The 18198-nt window shown below is 53.0% G+C and carries 16 protein-coding genes; all 16 read left to right on the forward strand.

The window, feature by feature from the left end; genetic code table 11:
• Window positions 1–654: 654 nt before the first annotated feature.
• The 16 genes from flhD (at window position 655) to ACUY4Q_RS09805 (ending at window position 18184) form a co-directional block, all read left to right on the forward strand.
• Window positions 655–1008: a flagellar transcriptional regulator FlhD gene (flhD, locus tag ACUY4Q_RS09730; protein WP_458046816.1), complete on the forward strand. Its 354-nt coding sequence runs from the start codon at window positions 655–657 to the stop codon at window positions 1006–1008.
• A gap of 2 nt (window positions 1009–1010) precedes the next feature.
• Window positions 1011–1589 carry a flagellar transcriptional regulator FlhC gene (gene flhC / locus ACUY4Q_RS09735; RefSeq protein ID WP_458047307.1) on the forward strand — a complete coding sequence of 193 codons (579 nt, stop codon included), beginning with the start codon at window positions 1011–1013 and terminating at the stop codon, window positions 1587–1589.
• Between the two features lie 129 nt (window positions 1590–1718).
• Window positions 1719–2606 (forward strand): flagellar motor stator protein MotA, encoded by an 888-nt coding sequence (gene motA / locus ACUY4Q_RS09740; RefSeq protein WP_458046817.1) that lies wholly within the window; start codon window positions 1719–1721, stop codon window positions 2604–2606.
• On the forward strand, window positions 2603–3556 hold the full coding sequence (gene motB, locus ACUY4Q_RS09745; RefSeq protein WP_458046818.1) for a flagellar motor protein MotB: 954 nt from the start codon (window positions 2603–2605) through the stop codon (window positions 3554–3556). The genes motA and motB overlap by 4 nt, the downstream gene beginning before the upstream one ends.
• Before the next feature lie 4 nt (window positions 3557–3560).
• Window positions 3561–5603, forward strand: a complete 2043-nt coding sequence (gene cheA / locus ACUY4Q_RS09750) for a chemotaxis protein CheA (RefSeq protein ID WP_458046819.1) — start codon at window positions 3561–3563, stop codon at window positions 5601–5603.
• 20 nt (window positions 5604–5623) lie between these two features.
• Window positions 5624–6127, forward strand: a complete 504-nt coding sequence (cheW, locus tag ACUY4Q_RS09755) for a chemotaxis protein CheW (protein WP_458046820.1) — start codon at window positions 5624–5626, stop codon at window positions 6125–6127.
• 375 nt (window positions 6128–6502) lie between these two features.
• Complete coding sequence (locus ACUY4Q_RS09760; RefSeq protein WP_458046821.1) at window positions 6503–7072, forward strand: Csu type fimbrial protein; 570 nt, start codon at window positions 6503–6505, stop codon at window positions 7070–7072.
• A gap of 497 nt (window positions 7073–7569) precedes the next feature.
• Complete coding sequence (locus tag ACUY4Q_RS09765) at window positions 7570–8109, forward strand: spore coat protein U domain-containing protein (protein WP_458047308.1); 540 nt, start codon at window positions 7570–7572, stop codon at window positions 8107–8109.
• A gap of 91 nt (window positions 8110–8200) precedes the next feature.
• Window positions 8201–8677 carry a Csu type fimbrial protein gene (locus ACUY4Q_RS09770; protein WP_458046822.1) on the forward strand — a complete coding sequence of 159 codons (477 nt, stop codon included), beginning with the start codon at window positions 8201–8203 and terminating at the stop codon, window positions 8675–8677.
• A gap of 15 nt (window positions 8678–8692) precedes the next feature.
• Window positions 8693–9457, forward strand: a complete 765-nt coding sequence (locus ACUY4Q_RS09775; protein WP_458046823.1) for a fimbrial biogenesis chaperone — start codon at window positions 8693–8695, stop codon at window positions 9455–9457.
• Complete coding sequence (locus ACUY4Q_RS09780; RefSeq protein WP_458046824.1) at window positions 9436–11829, forward strand: fimbria/pilus outer membrane usher protein; 2394 nt, start codon at window positions 9436–9438, stop codon at window positions 11827–11829. Before ACUY4Q_RS09775 ends, ACUY4Q_RS09780 begins: the two co-directional genes overlap by 22 nt.
• The gene (locus ACUY4Q_RS09785) at window positions 11829–12803 is read left to right on the forward strand and encodes a Csu type fimbrial protein (protein ID WP_458046825.1); all 975 of its coding nucleotides are present in this window, start codon (window positions 11829–11831) and stop codon (window positions 12801–12803) included. Before ACUY4Q_RS09780 ends, ACUY4Q_RS09785 begins: the two co-directional genes overlap by 1 nt.
• A gap of 137 nt (window positions 12804–12940) precedes the next feature.
• A complete protein-coding gene (tar, locus tag ACUY4Q_RS09790; RefSeq protein WP_458046826.1) occupies window positions 12941–14605 on the forward strand; it encodes a methyl-accepting chemotaxis protein II in 1665 nt (554 codons plus the stop codon).
• Between the two features lie 42 nt (window positions 14606–14647).
• Complete coding sequence (tap, locus tag ACUY4Q_RS09795; RefSeq protein ID WP_458046827.1) at window positions 14648–16246, forward strand: methyl-accepting chemotaxis protein IV; 1599 nt, start codon at window positions 14648–14650, stop codon at window positions 16244–16246.
• A gap of 19 nt (window positions 16247–16265) precedes the next feature.
• The gene (cheR, locus tag ACUY4Q_RS09800) at window positions 16266–17135 is read left to right on the forward strand and encodes a protein-glutamate O-methyltransferase CheR (protein ID WP_458046828.1); all 870 of its coding nucleotides are present in this window, start codon (window positions 16266–16268) and stop codon (window positions 17133–17135) included.
• Window positions 17132–18184: a protein-glutamate methylesterase/protein-glutamine glutaminase gene (locus ACUY4Q_RS09805; protein WP_458046829.1), complete on the forward strand. Its 1053-nt coding sequence runs from the start codon at window positions 17132–17134 to the stop codon at window positions 18182–18184. The genes cheR and ACUY4Q_RS09805 overlap by 4 nt, the downstream gene beginning before the upstream one ends.
• The last annotated feature ends 14 nt before the right edge of the window (window positions 18185–18198 follow it).

The following is an 18198-nucleotide window of genomic DNA, read 5'->3' on the forward strand; positions in this document are numbered from 1 at the left end:
CGACTGATTGACCTTTAAACATTTTAACAAATATTAAACACTTAACTTAAATTTTCCGCATTTAAAGTTAAATAGTGAAATTATTAATTAGCTCGATTAACAATATTGAAATGATAGCGAATGGTAATTAATTAATGAATCTGATTGCATAATTTACTGTTTTATATGGCTTTTTATTATCGTTTCTTTTTTAGAAACAATTGACTGTTTTTAAATTTCTTAAATGGCCCGACATCAGACCAGTTAAGGCCATTGTGCAAGTTTTTTGCATGACTATTCGCACAAAAGGAATAGAAAAGACGATTGATAGAACAAAAAATATTCAAATCAGAAGCCAGACTGATAGATTTATTATGGGAAATAGCTTAAATTATGTGACGTGTATCACATAATTTTCAAAATTTCTCCATGGTCAGATTGTATGTGTGAGCACCTACGAGTACAGTTGCGTCGAATTAGGAAAAGTCTTAGTTCTTTGTAAGAAATGATTAAGAGTGTGGCAAGACGCTAACATTTCAACCGACGTCTTTCTCACCGATCCTAAGTTAGATATGCATTTTTTAGCCTTTCTTTTTTTACCGGGTTTTTCCCGGCGACATCACGGGGTGCGGCTTGACCGCATAAGACACAAGTTGGTTATTCTGGATGGGAAAAATGCATACATCCGAGTTGCTGAAACACATTTATGACATCAATTTGTCATATCTGCTCCTTGCTCAGCGTTTGATCAGTCAGGACAAACCTTCAGCGATGTTTCGCTTAGGCGTCAATGAAGAAATGGCCAATACACTGGTCGAATTAACACTTCCGCAAATGGTTAAGCTGGCTGAAACTAATCAGGTTATCTGTCAGTTCCGTTTTGACAACCATCAGACTATTACGCGTCTGACTCAGGAATCCCGCGTGGATGACCTGCAACAGATCCACACTGGCATTCTGCTTTCCACTCGTTTGCTTAATGAATCAAACCAAACTGGCGATGCTGCTGCCCGGAAAAAAAGGGCTTAATGATGAGCGAAAAAAGCATTGTTCAGGAAGCCCGCGATATTCAGCTTGCTATGGAGCTGATTACATTAGGCGCACGTTTACAGATGTTGGAGAGTGAGACGCAGCTAAGCCGTGGTCGTCTCATCAAACTCTATAAAGAGTTACGTGGTAGCCCGCCGCCGAAAGGTATGCTGCCATTCTCCACCGACTGGTTTATGACGTGGGAGCAAAATATTCACGCATCCATGTTCTGTAATGCCTGGCAGTATCTGCTGAAAACCGGGCTTTGCAGCGGCGTAGATGCCGTCATTAAAGCCTATCGACTCTATCTCGAACAGTGTCCTCAACCTGAGGAAGGCCCACTTCTGGCGCTGACGCGCGCCTGGACGTTGGTCCGATTTGTGGAAAGCGGAATGCTGGAGTTATCGCGCTGCAATTGCTGCAACGGTAATTTTATTACCCATGCACATCAGCCTGTAGGGAGCTTCGCTTGCAGTTTATGCCAGCCGCCATCCAGAGCGGTAAAAAGACGTAAACTTTCCCGTGAAGCTGCCGATATTATTCCACAACTGCTGGATGAACAGATCGATCAGGCTGTTTGACCGAATCAGGTGTGAAGAACTCCAGCAGCGGTGAAGTCTACCGCTGCTTTTTTTTTGCCTGACTATCGTGAAACGTGAATGTTGAGATCTGTTTACCCTTGCCATAGTCATTAGCGGAAGGATGATGTCGTGCTTATCGTATTAGGTTACATAGTGGTTGTTGGTGCTGTCTTAGGCGGGTACATGATGACCGGCGGGCACCTTGGCGCACTTTATCAACCGTCGGAGCTTCTCATCATCGGCGGTGCGGGTATCGGTGCGTTTATCGTTGGTAACAACGGAAAAGCCATTAAGGGTACCATCAAAGCGTTGCCCATACTTTTCCGTCGTTCTAAATATACCAAAAGTACGTACATGGACTTGCTGGCGCTGCTCTATCGCCTGATGGCGAAATCACGTCAACAAGGCATGTTCTCGCTGGAACGTGATATTGAGAACCCGAAAGAAAGCGAAATTTTTGCCAGCTACCCACGTATTCTCGCGGACAATACCATGCTGGAATTTATCGTGGATTATCTGCGACTTATCATCAGCGGCAACATGAATACTTTCGAAATTGAAGCCCTGATGGACGAAGAGATCGAAACCCATGAAAGTGAAGCTGAGGTACCGGCCAATGCGCTGGCCGCCGTCGGGGATTCACTGCCTGCGTTCGGTATCGTTGCGGCGGTAATGGGCGTCGTACATACCCTCGCCTCGGCGGACCGCCCCGCAGCAGAGCTGGGTGCATTGATTGCACACGCCATGGTGGGCACCTTCCTCGGTATTTTGCTGGCTTATGGTTTCGTCTCTCCGCTGGCGAGCGTTCTCCGCCAGAAAAGTGCTGAAACCACCAAGATGATGCAGTGTGTGAAAATCACCCTGTTGTCCAATCTCAACGGCTATGCTCCGCCGATCGCGGTTGAATTTGGGCGTAAGACGCTGTACTCCACCGAACGTCCAACGTTTGTCGAGCTTGACGAACACGTGCGTGCGGTAAGAAACCCGAACCAACAGACAACGACTGAGGACGCATGAAAAATCAGTCCCATCCTATCGTCGTCGTAAGACGCAAAAAACATAAAGGACATGGCGGGGGAGCCCATGGCTCCTGGAAAATCGCCTATGCCGACTTTATGACGGCGATGATGGCCTTCTTCTTAATAATGTGGCTTATCTCGATTTCCAGCCCTAAACAGCTGATTCAGATTGCCGAATATTTCCGCACGCCGTTGGCGACAGCGGTCACCGGGGGGCCAAGGATTTCGAACAGCGACAGCCCTATTCCCGGTGGTGGTGATGACTATACCCAGCAGAATGGTGAAGTTAAAAAACAGCCGAACATTGAAGATCTCAGAAAGCGCATGGAGCAAAACCGGCTGAGTAAATTACGCGGTGAGCTGGACCAATTGATTGAAGCGGACCCGAAGCTACGTGCCCTGCGCCCGCATCTGAAAATTGATCTCGTTCAGGAAGGTTTACGCATTCAAATCATCGATAGCCAGAACCGTCCAATGTTTAAAACCGGCAGTGCGGAAGTCGAGCCCTATATGCATGACATCCTGCGAGCCATCGCACCGGTACTTAACGAAATACCCAACAAAATTAGCATTTCCGGACACACCGATGACTATCCCTATGCCAACGGTGAGAAAGGGTACAGCAACTGGGAACTCTCAGCCGATCGTGCAAACGCATCGCGGCGTGAGCTGGTTGTTGGGGGACTTGACGATGGGAAAATGCTTCGGGTGATCGGCATGGCAGCGACGATGCGACTCGCGGCCCGCGGAGCAAACGAAGCCATCAACCGGCGTATCAGCCTTTTGGTGCTAAACAAACAAGCAGAAGAAGCCATTCTGCATGAAAACGCCGAAAGCCAGAATGTGCCACTAAGCGTCATTAGACAGCCGGAGGCAGCGGCGGCGTCAGAGCCAGCGTCTGCGCCTGCGGCAGCCGTTACCACATCGCCACAACCCGACTCGAGGTGATAGCGTGAGCATGGATATTAGCGATTTTTATCAGACGTTCTTTGATGAAGCTGACGAGTTGTTGGCGGATATGGAGCAGCACCTGCTGGATCTGGTGCCGGAAGCGCCAGATTCGGAACAACTCAACGCCATCTTTCGTGCAGCCCACTCCATAAAAGGAGGCGCAGGCACGTTTGGCTTCACCATTTTGCAGGAAACCACGCACTTAATGGAAAACCTGCTTGATGAAGCCCGCCGCGGAGAGATGCAGCTTAATACCGACATTATCAACCTGTTTTTGGAAACCAAAGATATTATGCAGGAACAGCTCGACGCCTATAAAAGCTCCACCGAGCCCGATGCCGCAAGCTTTGAATATATCTGTAATGCGCTGCGTCAATTAGCGCTGGAAGCCAAAGGTGAAGTTGTACCTGCCGCTAACAGTGGCGCTAAATTGTCTGTTGTCGATACGGCTTGTGCGCCGGCAGCCGCGGCACCCGCAGCCAATGAAACAGAGGGCAAGCTGCGTATCGTCCTGTCGGGCCTGAAAGAGGGTGAAGTTAACCTGCTCGAAGAAGAGCTCGGTAACCTGGCTACCCTCAGCGATGTGGTGAAAGGGACCAACACCTTAAGCGCGACCCTTGACGGTGGCGTTGGCGAGGACGACATCACTGCCGTGCTCTGCTTTGTGATTGAACCCGATCAAATTGCCTTTGAAACCGCAGCGGCCAGCGCACCTGCCGAAGCGGTTGAAGAGGTGGTTGAAGCCGCCCCGGTTACCGCCGTTGAGGCTGCTCCTGCCGTTGCTCAGCCGCCAGCGCTTAAGGCCGTGCCGAAAGAGCAACCTGCCGGACGTGCGGAAAAACCAGCGCGTGCCAGCGAGTCCACCAGCATCCGCGTTGCGGTTGAGAAAGTGGATCAGCTGATTAACCTGGTGGGTGAACTGGTGATTACCCAGTCCATGCTGGCGCAGCGCTCCAATGAGCTGGACCCGGTCAACCACGGTGATTTGATCACCAGCATGACGCAACTTCAGCGCAACGCCCGCGATCTGCAAGAATCCGTTATGTCCATCCGTATGATGCCGATGGAATATGTCTTCAGCCGCTTCCCGCGTCTGGTGCGTGACCTGGCTACCAAGCTCGACAAACAGGTGGAGCTTACCCTGCAAGGGAGCTCCACTGAACTGGATAAGAGCCTGATCGAACGTATCATCGATCCGTTAACGCACCTGGTGCGCAACAGTCTTGATCACGGTATTGAAACGCCAGAAAAACGCGTGGCGGCAGGAAAATCCCCGGTGGGCAACCTGATTCTGTCCGCAGAGCATCAGGGCGGTAACATCTGTATCGAAGTGACCGATGACGGTGCGGGCCTCAACCGTGAGCGCATTCTGGCAAAAGCCCTCTCCCAGGGGATGGCGGTTAGTGAAAACATGTCTGATGAAGATGTCGGCATGCTGATCTTCGCGCCAGGCTTCTCTACCGCTGAGCAGGTGACCGATGTCTCTGGTCGCGGCGTAGGGATGGACGTGGTGAAACGTAACATCCAGGAAATGGGTGGCCACGTTGAGATCAAATCGAAACAAGGTCAGGGCACCACCATTCGCATTCTGCTGCCATTGACCCTCGCTATTCTTGACGGCATGTCCGTGAAAGTCAGCGACGAAGTGTTTATTCTTCCGCTGAATGCCGTGATGGAATCTCTGCAACCGCGTGACGAAGATCTCCATCCGTTGGCCGGTGGCGAGCGCGTACTGGAAGTGCGTGGCGAATATCTGCCGTTAGTGGAATTGTGGAAAGTTTTCGATGTGTCCGGCGCGAAAACCGAAGCCACGCAGGGTATTGTGGTGATTCTGCAAAGCGCAGGTCGTCGCTATGCGCTGCTGGTGGATCAGCTGATCGGTCAGCATCAGGTCGTGGTGAAAAACCTCGAAAGCAATTATCGTAAAGTGCCGGGGATTTCTGCGGCTACCATCCTCGGTGATGGTAGCGTTGCGCTGATTGTCGATGTCTCGGCACTTCAGGGATTAAATCGCGAACAACGTATGGCGCACACAGCCGCCTGATTGAGTAAAAAGGTAAAAACATGACCGGTATGAGTAATGTAACAAAACTGGCGGGCGAGCCATCAGGTCAGGAATTCCTGGTGTTTACCCTGGGCGATGAAGAATATGGAATCGATATTCTCAAAGTTCAGGAAATCCGGGGATACGATCAGGTCACCCGCATTGCCAATACACCTGACTTTATCAAAGGCGTCACTAACCTGCGCGGCGTCATTGTGCCTATCGTCGATCTGCGCGTGAAGTTCAGCCAGCAGGACGTGGAGTATAACGACAACACCGTGGTTATCGTGCTGAACTTCGGTCAGCGTGTGGTCGGCATTGTGGTTGACGGCGTCTCCGACGTTCTGTCTCTGGTCTCCGACCAGATTCGTCCGGCCCCTGAATTCGCCGTGACCCTCTCGACAGAATACCTGACGGGTCTGGGCGCTATCGGTGACCGTATGCTGATTCTGGTGAACATCGAGAAGCTGCTGAACAGTGACGAAATGGCACTGTTGGATATCGCGGCAACGCAGGTCGCCTGATGCGCCAAGCTCTTCCGTCGTCCGGCGGGAGAGCTTTATTTTTTACTTATATCCTCTGTTTCATCTCTCTTCTCCGTTTTTATCTTCTCCCGTCGTTGTGCTCGGTTAACGATTATTTTAGCCTGTGTAAATGATGTTTTCTTGCTGCTTAAATTATTATATTATTGCCTCATTCTCAGAAGGGCGTTTATTTCCCCAAAACGTCACTGAAAATGTGCGAAGCGTTATTTAAACAGGCTGACTGAGCACGCCTTTTCACTCAGCCAGGTTTTTTATTGATTTAAAGAATGACGAGCTGTCAGGCAGCGATGGAAATGCGAATCTTTAAATCATTTACAGCGATATGAATAACTTGCGGCATTTCCGGAACGGTTAATGAAAATAACATATATTCTTTTACTCAGCATTCTTTCTGCGTTTTGCATCCTCCCGGCGCGTGCGGCAGTCAGTAGCGGGACCATTGGCGTCAGTTTGACGCTTTCTAATGGTTGCTTAATTAATGGCTCGACCAATCAAAATGGGATTAATTTAGGCAGCCTGAATTTTGGCGAAAGCCCTGCGACTTTTTCGCAACTCTCAACCCAACTTACCGGCTCTGGAACCGCAGCCAATGCGATAGGCGTGCAATGCACCACCCAGAGTTACAGCGTCGTGGTGACAGGCAACACCAATACCGTTGCGCCGGCCACCGCAGTGGGGATTCCAGGCAGCACCGCACGTTATTTACGTAGCGCATCCAACAGCACACAGGGCGCTGCCTACCGTCTGTACAGTGATGGCACCTTTAATGCTGAGGTTGCTAATAATTCTCCGCTTCCTCGCGTCTCTTCTGCGCAAGGCGTGGATTATTACACCTTGTATGGGCGAATTCAGGGAGCAGGAAATAACCCTGCGGTTATGCCAGGTATTTATACGGACACGATAAATGTCAGCATCATTTATTAGTGTAAAGTGAATGCTGAATTAATCGAAAATACGATTTCTTTACATTTTTCACATGGCCGACATCACGTCGGCCTTTTTATATTATGAATTTAACATTTCACTCAGTGTAACATATATTAAATATTGTTCGCTGCAGCTTAACTATGAATAAAGTAAGTCTCACTTAATTTCTCTGAAGCCACATTAAAACACATATATTTTCCCTCATGCAATATATTGTGATGCGTATCACATAACGGCTGATATATCTTTTGCAAGCCGACATGTATATCCTTGTTTCAAAAAATAACCGATTGAAAATAAATGAGAATATGGGTTATTTCATCTGATAATTAAGCGGCGGATTTTCATTGGTTGAACGCAGAATCATCAGCTAAATTTTTGTTATTACTACTTTTGAATTGAATTCTCTCGCCCGCTTTATCTTTATTTTTTATTACTCATTAGGTGCGTCATTCCGGAGGTGCAATATGAATAAAATACGCCTTGCCCTGGTTATGGGGTTCATCGCGATGTCGGTAAATAATGCCGACGCGGTTGTCAGTTCAGGCACAATCGGTGCGACATTGACGCTCTCTAACGGTTGCTTAATTAACGGCTCACCGTCACAAACCGGTATTAATTTCGGTACCCTCGACTTTGGTACGAATCCGGCCACCTTTAACCAGTTAACTACCCAGTTATCGGGGACGGGCGCTGGCGGGAGTACGTTTACCATTCAGTGCACCACTACCAGTTATACCGTCCAGATAATCAGCAACACCAATACGGCGACGCCGACCACCACCGTGGGTACACCGGGTGCGACACCCCGTTATCTTCGTACCGCTGCCAATACGCAGGGGGTGGCCTATAGCGTCTTCAGCGATAGCGCATTCAGTAACGAAGTGGGTAATGGGGTCAACATTCCCCGCGCCTCCACCGCTGGCGGGGTGGACTCTTACACCCTGTATGGCCGGATCACCGGTGGCGGCAACAGCGTGACCGTGCTGCCGGGGACCTATACCGATACGCTGAATGTGAACGTCGTCTACTGATAAACACCGCATGTGGGCGAAAGGGAATTGCGTCTCTCCTTTGAGAGGCAACAGGCTGTTACGCCCTTGTTTTGGGCTACTGCTATGCACAATGGGCTTACCGGACCGTGCAGTTGCCCTGACGGTTACGCAACAGACGTTCACCGTCGGCGCAACGGTAACGCCGGGCTGTTCGGTGACCAGCGGTACGGGCGGGGTGCTGGGAACGTTGAATTTCGGCACTTACACCGGGGCACAAAGTGGACAAGTGACGACCAGTTTTGTGCCTAACGCCGCGCTGTCTCTTGCCTGTACGCCGGGCGTGGCGCTCAGTATGACCATCAATAATGGGGCGAATTACTCGAACGTGCGTAATTTGCAACGTTCGGGAGGGACACAACGGGTGCCTTACCGGCTTTATAGCAGCAGTTCGCTGGCGGCTAACGCCGAAATTACGACGCAGTCCGTCGCCATCAGCTACACCGATGCAAACAATATTGCGTTAACTCTCTTTGCGGCGGCGCAGCTTACCGCTCTGAGTCCAGCGGGAACCTACACAGATCAACTCACCGTGACCTTGTCATGGTAACCAGGGAGAAGTGCTATGCGTTTTACATCGGGAGTCGCGCGTGCGGCAGGTCTGTTACTGGTGGCGTCGCTGAGCATGGCGGCGCAAGAGGCTAAAGCGGCAGCCACCATTTTGCTCTGGCCTATCGATCCCTGGCTTGGGCCTGAGACCAACGCGACAGAGTTGTGGATTCAGAATCAGGGTAATACTCCCGCCACCATGCAGGTGCGTATTGTCCGCTGGCAGCAAGTGGCAGGCAATGAGCGTTACGAACAGCAAACCGATGTGGTGGCCAGCCCGCCGATTGTGACCATTCAAAAAGGCTCCAAGCAGCTTATCCGCCTGATTAAGCAAACTCAGGTTCCTGCCGGTGTTGAGCAGGCCTATCGTATTATCGTTGATGAAATCCCCCAGGCGGAGAGTGGCAACACCCCACAGATCGGCATCAAACTGCAGATGCGCTATTCCATACCGCTGTTTGTCTACGGGCAGGGCATCACCACCTATCCGGACAGCGCTAACCATGCGCTAGTGAATCCATCCGATCTCAGCTGGCAGGTGGTACGCGACAACGGCAAACCGGCTATCCAGGTGCGCAACACTGGCAAAGTGCATGTACGTCTCACTGAGGTGTCAGGCCGTCAGGGCGGGCAAATGCGCCCCATTGCTGAAGGATTGCTCGGCTATGTGCTGCCCGGCGGTACCCGCGCCTGGCCATTGCCCGCTAATTTACCGGCCCCCGTGGAGCTTAAGGCCAAAATCAACGCTCAGGACAGTGCATGGCAGACATCCGCCAGGTAATTTTCCCGGCGATGCTCCTGCTGGTTGGCTATTCAGCCTCTGTGAAGGCGCAGGAGGGCGACGATGCACTCCCTCCGCCGCCTGATGCGCAGGCGATAAATGAACAAGCCGTTTTCCATTTGAGCCTGGTGCTGAACCACTACGATACCCAGCAGAGGGTGCCGGTTACCCGGCGAGACGGCGCGTATTTTGTCTCCAGCGCTGATTTGCAACGGGCCGGGATCCCCGCTGAGCATTTACCGCAGAGGGAAGTGAACGTGTCCACCTTAGCCAATGTGCGTACAGATTATGACAGCGAAGGCCAGCGCCTGTTGTTATTTATGCCGAAAGCGTGGCTGCCGGAGCGCTTCACTGCCTTTAACAGTGGTCAGCAGCGCAGTGAGCTCTTTTCAGGTCGCGGATCGCTACTGAATTACGACCTGTACGCCAGTAAAACGGACCAGGCTGGCGGTCAGGCGTCGCTATGGCATGAATACCGTTATTTCGCCGGTAACGCATCGCTCTCGACCACCGGCACCTGGATTTCCCGTCTGTCCGGCGAATCTTCCCGCCAGGAAGGCTATACCCGTTACGACACCTCGCTGATGTTCACCAACGAAGACGATGCCACCCAGGTGAGCGTTGGGGACGTTATCTCTGATTCGCTGAGCTGGAGCAACAGCGTGCGCGTCGGGGGGATAAGCTATGGCCGTGACTTTTCCCTGCGCCCGGATCTGGTGACCTGGCCGATACCGTCGTTCTCGGGTGAAGCGGCGGTACCCACCTCGGTTGATGTGTTTATCAACGGTTATCGCGCCGGTTCACGGCAACTGGAGCCGGGTCCTTTTACCCTGACGAACCTGCCTTACATCAATGGTGCGGGCAATGCCGTGCTGGTGACCACGGATGCGCTGGGCAGGCAGGTCAGCACCACGATGCCGTTTTACGTTGCCAGCGATCTGCTGAATGCAGGGCTGAGCGATGGTGCAATCACCATTGGCAGTCTCAGGCGCAACTACGGCATTGATAATTTTGACTATGGCCCGCTGGTGGGCAGCGGTTCGTACCGCTATGGATTAACGGACGCCCTGACGCTGGAAGCGCACGGGGAAGGGGCGGAAGAATTGGCTCTTGGCGGCGCGGGTGCGGTGGTCAAACTCTGGCGTCTGGGGGTGGTAAACAGTTCGTGGACGGAGAGCCGGATGCGAGGCGAGGGCGGCAGCCAGTTCAACTGGGGGTATCAGTACAGCACCAGCGCTTTCAGCATTGCCACACAGCATATCCGCCGCGATCGGGGGTTCGGCAACCTGGCCCTCTATGATCAAAATTACTATTACGACAACACCACCAGTAACACCCAGCCCATCGCCAGTCTCAGTCGCAATACCGACCAGTACTCACTCTCTTTTACCCTGGGCGACTATGGCACCGTGGGGGCGGCATGGATTGGCGTACGCAGCTTTGACAACAGTAAAACCGAACTGCTGAACCTCTCCTGGAGTAAGAGCTTATGGGGTTCCAGCAGCCTTTATGTGTCAGGCAGCCATGATAAAGAGCGCGGTGACTGGACCCTGGCAATGGCTATCCAAATCCCGCTGGGCGAGCGCGACAATGCCACCCTTAGCCTTGAAAAGTCACCTGATTACGGTAACACCCAGCGGGTGAACTATAGCCATGCGATGCCATCCGATGGCGGATTCAGTTGGAACGTTTCCCTGGGAAGACAAAGCGAAGGGGACAGCTATCAGCAGGGCACCCTTGGCTGGCGTAACAATAACGTTGAGATGCAGGGTGGGATGTATGGTTATACCGATATGCGCACCTGGTGGGGCGAAATGATGGGGTCACTGGTGCTCATGGATAATGAACTGCTGGCAGCGAATAAAATCAATGATGCCTTTGTGGTGGTCAGTACCGGCGGGCAGCCGCACATTCCGGTCAGCTATGAGAATCAGCCGGTGGGTAAAACCAACAAAAACGGTTATCTGCTGGTCAGCGGCGTGTCGTCCTACTACCCGGCAACCTACAGCATCAATACCCTTAATCTGCCTGCTGACACCAGTATTGCACAAACCGAACAGCGCGTTGCCCTGCGGCGTCGCTCCGGTTATCTGGTGGAGTTCCCCATGCAACAAGAGCGTGTCGCCAACGTTATCCTGCATGATGAACAGGGCCATGCCTTGCCAGTGACAAGCCAGGTCAGCCGTGAAGGTAAACCCACGGCGGTGGTGGGTTACGACGGAATTGCCTGGATTGAAAACCTCGATGAGTCGAACCTGCTGACCGTCCGCCTGCCAGATGGGTCACGCTGCACAACAAGCTTTGCGCTTACGCCAAATCCACAGCACAAATTACAAACTTACGGGCCACTCACCTGCAAGAGGAGCAACTGATGCGCAAGGCTTTCCTCACCCTGATACTGCTGCTCATCACTATCCCCCAGGCCTGGTCCGCCTGCCGGGCCAGCTTCTCTAACCTTAACCCTTCACTGGGAACGCAGGTCAGTTCCTTTGTGCTCAACAACGCTGAACAGTCGACGACCCTCAATTTATTGCTCGATTGCGATACCACCTTAACGCTGCTCACCAATGATTCGGTGACGCTGACGGCCATCACGCCCACGGTTTTTGTCGGCGATCGTGCGGTCATGAAGCGCACCGACGATCCGACCTCCACTGATACCATCGCCTTTAAACTTTGCGGCCTCAACAGTTGCAGTGCGGCCAGTGAAGTGACCCGTATTCAGGGATACACCTGGAACGCTGGGGTGTTACTGACGTTGCTCGGCTCGAAGCGATACACCTTACCGCTCTATTTACGCACGGTGAACGGGCAGACGGTCTCTGCGGGAACCTATCAGGCGGTGATGTCGTTGAATGTGTTTTATAGCATTTGCGAAGAAGGGTTAATTGGTTGCTCTAAAAACCAGTCGGGCAACCTGCCGCTGACGCTGACGGTCAACATGACGGTGGCCAATGACTGTACCACCATTACCGCGCCTGCCGTTGCCTTTGGCAGTGCGCCGGTGGCCAAAAGCTTCCCGACCATTTCGCAGTCGATAGGCGTCACCTGCACCAAGGGCTACGCCTATACCGTGGGCATCAACAACGGCGTCAATGCCAGCGGCAGCGTGCGCAGAATGGCGAGTGGGGCGACGAACCGACTGAGCTATGAAATTTATAAAGGCAGCACCACGTCACGCTGGGGTTCAACAGGATCAGAGCGCTGGGCCAGCGCTATCTCTTCCGCGGTCAGCACCGATGGTACCTTACGCACGTTTAACTATACGGCGCAGGTGTTGCCCAATCAGACTACCCCGCCAGGTGGGGCGTACAGCGATACCCTGACCATTGATATTGGCCTCTGAAACGCTGAATACTGACGCAGGCGGTTGTACGCCCGCTAAAGCATTTGTGTAGAGTCTGTGTAATTCCTTTTCGCAAATGTAAAGTTCCGTTGACCCTTGCCGATAACAGCGTTAACACGTTTTCTGGAAGGTGTCGTATGTTAAACCGTATTCGCGTTGTCACAATGCTGATGAGTGTGCTGGTGGTGTTCGCTTTACTCCAGTTGCTTTCTGGCGGCCTTTTATTCTCTTCGCTTAAACAAAATCAGCAGAGTTTTGCGGTTTCTAACGATCTGCGTTCGCAGCAAACCGAACTGGGTAAAACCTGGGAGTTGATGCTGCAAACCCGTATTAACCTTAGCCGGTCATCTGCCCGCATGATGATGGCGTCAAATAATCAGCAGAGCAGCGCCAAAACCGATCTGCTGAACAGCGCCAAGAGCAGCCTTGCCGAAGCCGCTAAACACTATGACAACTTCCGTGCGCTGCCGGTGGTGCCCGAAATGGAACAGGCCCGCCAAACGCTCGACGAAAAATATACCACCTATGCTGCCGGACTCACCGAACTGGTGCAGTTCCTTGAAGGCGGCAACATGGATGGCTATTTCGCGCAGGCAACCCAAGGGATGCAAAATGGTTTGGGTGAAGCCTTAACCAAATATTCCCAGCTCAGTGAATCCCTCTATCGGCAGGCTTATGACGAAAGCGTGAGCGACTACCAGTTTGCCAAATGGCAGATGGCGGTGCTCGCATTGGCGTTGGTGGTCGTGCTGATGCTGGTCTGGCAGGGGATTCGCCGTATTTTGCTTCAGCCACTCGGTGCGGTCATCAAGCATATTCGCGAAATTGCTGGTGGCAATCTGGCGCACCACCTGGTAGTGGAAGGACGCAGTGAAATTACCGATCTGGCGCACAGCGTCGATCACATGCAGCGCGCCCTGATAGAAACCGTTTCCAGCGTGCGTGCAGGCTCTGATGCCATCCATTCCGGCACCAGCGAAATCGCCGCCGGAAATAACGATCTCTCTTCGCGTACCGAAGAGCAGGCATCTGCGCTGGAAGAGACGGCTGCCAGCATGGAAGAGCTGACCGCTACGGTGAAGCAGAACGCCGAAAATGCCCGTCAGGCCTCATTGCTGGCGAAGAGTGCGTCTGACACCGCCGAGCGCGGCGGTAAAGTGGTCGACGGCGTGGTGAAAACGATGCATGACATTGCCGCCAGCTCGCAGAAAATTTCCGATATCACCAGCGTCATTGATGGTATCGCCTTCCAGACCAATATCCTGGCGCTTAATGCCGCTGTAGAAGCGGCGCGTGCGGGTGAGCAAGGTCGTGGATTTGCCGTCGTTGCGGGCGAAGTGCGTAACCTTGCCAGCCGTAGCGCACAGGCCGCTAAAGAGATTAAGGGCTTGATTGAGGATTCCGTCTCCCGTGTCGATACCGGTTCGGTACTGGTGGAAAGCGCCGGGGAGACCATGAACGACATCGTGAATGCGGTCACGCGCGTAAACGATATTATGGGTGAGATTGCGTCGGCATCTGATGAACAGAGCCGGGGTATCGATCAGGTTGCGCTGGCGGTGTCCGAAATGGACCGCGTCACGCAACAGAACGCGTCGCTGGTTCAACAATCTGCAGCCGCCGCAGCTGCACTCGAAGAACAAGCCAGCCGCCTGACCAGGACGGTCTCTGCTTTCAGACTCTCTTCTGTACCTGGAATCCCGGCTCAGCGTTCGCTTAATCCGGCAGCTGTTAACGTTCCGACAGCCGCCAGACCACGCCAGCTCTCTACCGGACAAGATGATAATTGGGAAACCTTTTAGTGGATATTCACGGCGGCCGCTTGCCGCCTGATGGGAGCGTGGATGTTAAATCGTATTCGTATCTCGACAACACTTTTTCTGATTTTGATTGTTTGTGGCATTTTGCAGGTAGGAAGTAACGGGCTCTCTTTTTGGGCCTTTCGTGAGAGTACCGGTCATCTGGAAGAAGTAGAAAAAAGTAATCAGCAGCGCAGCACCTTGATGATGACACGCTCAATATTGCTGCAGGCCAGTACCTCACTGAATAAAGCGGGGACCCTGACCGCACTGGCTTACCCGCCAGAGGATGTCAAAGGGCTCATGGCGCAGGCGAAAGCGGATCTGGCGCTGGCCGACGCAAAGATACAGGCGTTTTTGGCCATTCCGGTGTTGACCGAGGAAGGGAAAACGCTACAGGCAGGCACTAAAGCGGCGTATACCGCCTGGCACGGCGACCTTGAACATCAGGCCGCCTGGCTTGAGAGCAACCAGTTGTCCGACTTTATGACCGCGCCGGTGCAGCAATCTCAGGATGCGTTCGATAAGAATTTTGAAGCCTGGCAGGGCCACATTAACCATTTTGTGGAATCGGCTAAAGCAGAAGGGCAGAGCAATTATCAGCGTTCAGCGGTGATCTTTGTGGCGGTGGTTATCCTCGCCGCACTGCTGACCTCCTGCGCCCTGTTCTGGTCACGCAAGATGATTGTGCAGCCGCTGGCGATAATCAGCAGCCACTTTGACAGCATCTCTGCGGGCAACCTGGCGCGCCCGATTGCGGTATACGGTAAAAACGAGATTTCGGCTATTTTCGCCAGCCTGAAAAAAATGCAGACGTCACTGCGCGCTACGGTCACGGATGTACGCCAGGGCAGCTATGCGATGCACACCGGTATTTCGGAGATCGCTGCGGGGAACAACGACCTGTCGGCACGCACCGAACAGCAGGCTGCTTCTCTCGCGCAAACGGCGGCGAGTATGGAAGAGTTAACCGCGACCGTCGGGCAGAACGCCGATAACGCCCGTCAGGCATCCAGCCTGGCGCAGGGCGCGGCAGAGACGGCACGTAAAGGCGGGCAGCAGGCGTCAAATGTGGCAAGCACAATGCATGAGATTGCCACCAGTTCGCAAAAGATTGGCGACATCATCAGCGTGATTGATGGTATCGCGTTTCAGACAAACATTCTGGCACTCAACGCTGCAGTGGAAGCGGCGCGTGCCGGTGAGCAGGGCCGCGGCTTCGCCGTGGTGGCTGGTGAGGTCCGTAACCTTGCCAGTCGAAGTGCACAGGCGGCAAAAGAAATAAAAGGGTTGATAGAAGACTCGGTCTCGCGTGTGCAGCAAGGGTCAACGCTGGTGGATACGTCCGCGCAAACCATGATGGAGATCGTCCGCTCAGTGACGCAGGTGAACGACATCATGGGGGAAATTGCCTCTGCTTCGGATGAACAACGCCGTGGCATTGAGCAGGTGGCGCTGGCCGTCAGTCAGATGGATCAGGTGACGCAACAGAACGCTTCGTTAGTCGAAGAAGCGGCTGCGGCAACCGATCAACTCGCCCATCAGGCGGACAATCTGACGTCGCTGGTTGCCGTATTTAAACTTGAAGACCCAGTTTCGTCACCCGAAGTGGCACCGCCAAACGGCGTGCCTGTTGCATCATAAACCAGGTTGAGAACGCGCTATGACTTCATCGCTGCCCAGTGGGCAAACGTCATCCATATTGCAACAGATGACTCAGCGCCTCGCGCTGTCTGACGCGCATTTTCGTCGAATTTGTCAGTTGATTTATCAGCGAGCCGGGATCGTACTCGCCGACCATAAAAGGGACATGGTGTACAACCGCCTGGTGCGTCGTTTACGCACGCTGGGACTGGACGATTTCGGTCGTTATCTGAGCATGCTGGAAGCCAACCAGAACAGCGCAGAGTGGCAGGCGTTTATCAATTCCCTGACCACTAACCTTACGGCCTTCTTCCGCGAAGCACACCACTTCCCGGTGCTGGCAGAGCATGCCCGTAAGCGCAGCGGTGAGTACCGTATCTGGAGTGCGGCAGCGTCTACGGGCGAAGAACCTTACTCCATCGCGATTACCCTCGCGGATGCATTGGGTATGGCGCCGGGTCGCTTTAAGGTGATTGCCAGCGATATCGATACCGAGGTGCTGGAAAAAGCGCGCAACGGTGTTTATCGCCAGGATGAGCTGAAAACGCTGTCGCCTCAGCAGCTCCAGCGTTATTTCATGCGTGGCACCGGGCCGCATGCCGGTTTAGTCCGCGTGCGCCAGGAGCTGGCAAATTATGTCGAATTTATGCCGATGAACCTGCTCGATAAACAGTACAACGTACCCGGGCCGTTCGACGCCATATTTTGCCGTAATGTAATGATTTACTTTGATAAAACGACGCAGCAGGACATTCTGCATCGTTTCGCACCATTGCTTAAGCCTGACGGATTACTCTTTGCCGGGCATTCGGAGAATTTCAGCAACCTCGTGCGTGAGTTTAGCCTGCGTGGCCAAACTGTTTATGCGCTGAGTAAGGAAAAAGCATGAGTAAAATCAGGGTAATGTCTGTCGATGATTCCGCGCTGATGCGTCAAATCATGACCGAAATTATCAACAGTCACAGCGATATGGAGATGGTGGCTACCGCACCGGATCCATTGGTTGCCCGGGATTTAATTAAAAAATATAACCCGGACGTGCTGACGCTGGATGTGGAGATGCCTCGTATGGACGGGCTGGATTTCCTCGAAAAGTTGATGCGTCTGCGGCCTATGCCAGTGGTCATGGTCTCCTCCTTGACGGGAAAGGGTTCAGAAGTCACATTGCGCGCGCTCGAACTGGGTGCCATCGACTTTGTGACCAAACCGCAATTGGGGATTCGTGAAGGGATGCTGGCCTACAGCGAGATGATAGCCGAGAAGGTGCGCACTGCGTCACGTGCGCGTCTGGCTGCTCATCATCCCACTGCCGCACCCGTTACCCTGATGAAAGCCGGCCCGCTGCTGAGTTCTGAAAAACTGCTGGCTATTGGGGCGTCAACCGGAGGAACAGAGGCAATTCGCCATGTACTCCAGCCATTGCCGCTCTCAAGTCCGGGTATTCTGATTACGCAGCATATGCCGCCGGGCTTTACCCGCTCTTTTGCTGAGCGTCTGAACAAACTCTGTCAAATCAGCGTGAAAGAGGCAGAAGACGGTGAGCGTGTATTGCCAGGGCATGCTTATATTGCCCCCGGCGATAAACATATGGAGCTCGCGCGTAGTGGTGCGAACTACCAGATTAAAATTCACGACGGCCCGCCGGTGAACCGGCATCGTCCCGCCGTGGATGTGCTTTTCCATTCGGTCGCCAAACATGCGGGGCGAAACGCCGTCGGCGTTATCCTCACCGGGATGGGCAATGATGGGGCGGCAGGAATGTTAGCGATGCACCAGGCCGGTGCCTGGACCATCGCGCAGAATGAAGCAAGTTGTGTGGTGTTCGGCATGCCGCGCGAAGCCATCAATATGGGTGGCGTGAGCGAAGTGGTCGATCTCAGTCAGGTTAGCCAGCAAATGCTGGCGAAAATCAGTGCCGGACAGGCAATACGTATTTAACGAGGAGTGAAGTT

The sequence above is a fragment of the Phytobacter cepae genome (assembly GCF_054165735.1).

Coding starts and splice junctions, on each gene's coding strand:
- tap (WP_458046827.1), top strand. CDS start 14,648: ATGTTAAATCGTATTCGTATCTCGACAACACTTTTTCTGATTTTGATT.
- ACUY4Q_RS09785 (WP_458046825.1), top strand. CDS start 11,829: ATGCGCAAGGCTTTCCTCACCCTGATACTGCTGCTCATCACTATCCCC.
- motB (WP_458046818.1), top strand. CDS start 2,603: ATGAAAAATCAGTCCCATCCTATCGTCGTCGTAAGACGCAAAAAACAT.
- cheR (WP_458046828.1), top strand. CDS start 16,266: ATGACTTCATCGCTGCCCAGTGGGCAAACGTCATCCATATTGCAACAG.
- ACUY4Q_RS09775 (WP_458046823.1), top strand. CDS start 8,693: ATGCGTTTTACATCGGGAGTCGCGCGTGCGGCAGGTCTGTTACTGGTG.
- ACUY4Q_RS09765 (WP_458047308.1), top strand. CDS start 7,570: ATGGGGTTCATCGCGATGTCGGTAAATAATGCCGACGCGGTTGTCAGT.
- flhD (WP_458046816.1), top strand. CDS start 655: ATGCATACATCCGAGTTGCTGAAACACATTTATGACATCAATTTGTCA.
- flhC (WP_458047307.1), top strand. CDS start 1,011: ATGAGCGAAAAAAGCATTGTTCAGGAAGCCCGCGATATTCAGCTTGCT.
- ACUY4Q_RS09760 (WP_458046821.1), top strand. CDS start 6,503: ATGAAAATAACATATATTCTTTTACTCAGCATTCTTTCTGCGTTTTGC.
- ACUY4Q_RS09780 (WP_458046824.1), top strand. CDS start 9,436: ATGGCAGACATCCGCCAGGTAATTTTCCCGGCGATGCTCCTGCTGGTT.
- cheW (WP_458046820.1), top strand. CDS start 5,624: ATGACCGGTATGAGTAATGTAACAAAACTGGCGGGCGAGCCATCAGGT.
- ACUY4Q_RS09805 (WP_458046829.1), top strand. CDS start 17,132: ATGAGTAAAATCAGGGTAATGTCTGTCGATGATTCCGCGCTGATGCGT.
- tar (WP_458046826.1), top strand. CDS start 12,941: ATGTTAAACCGTATTCGCGTTGTCACAATGCTGATGAGTGTGCTGGTG.
- ACUY4Q_RS09770 (WP_458046822.1), top strand. CDS start 8,201: ATGGGCTTACCGGACCGTGCAGTTGCCCTGACGGTTACGCAACAGACG.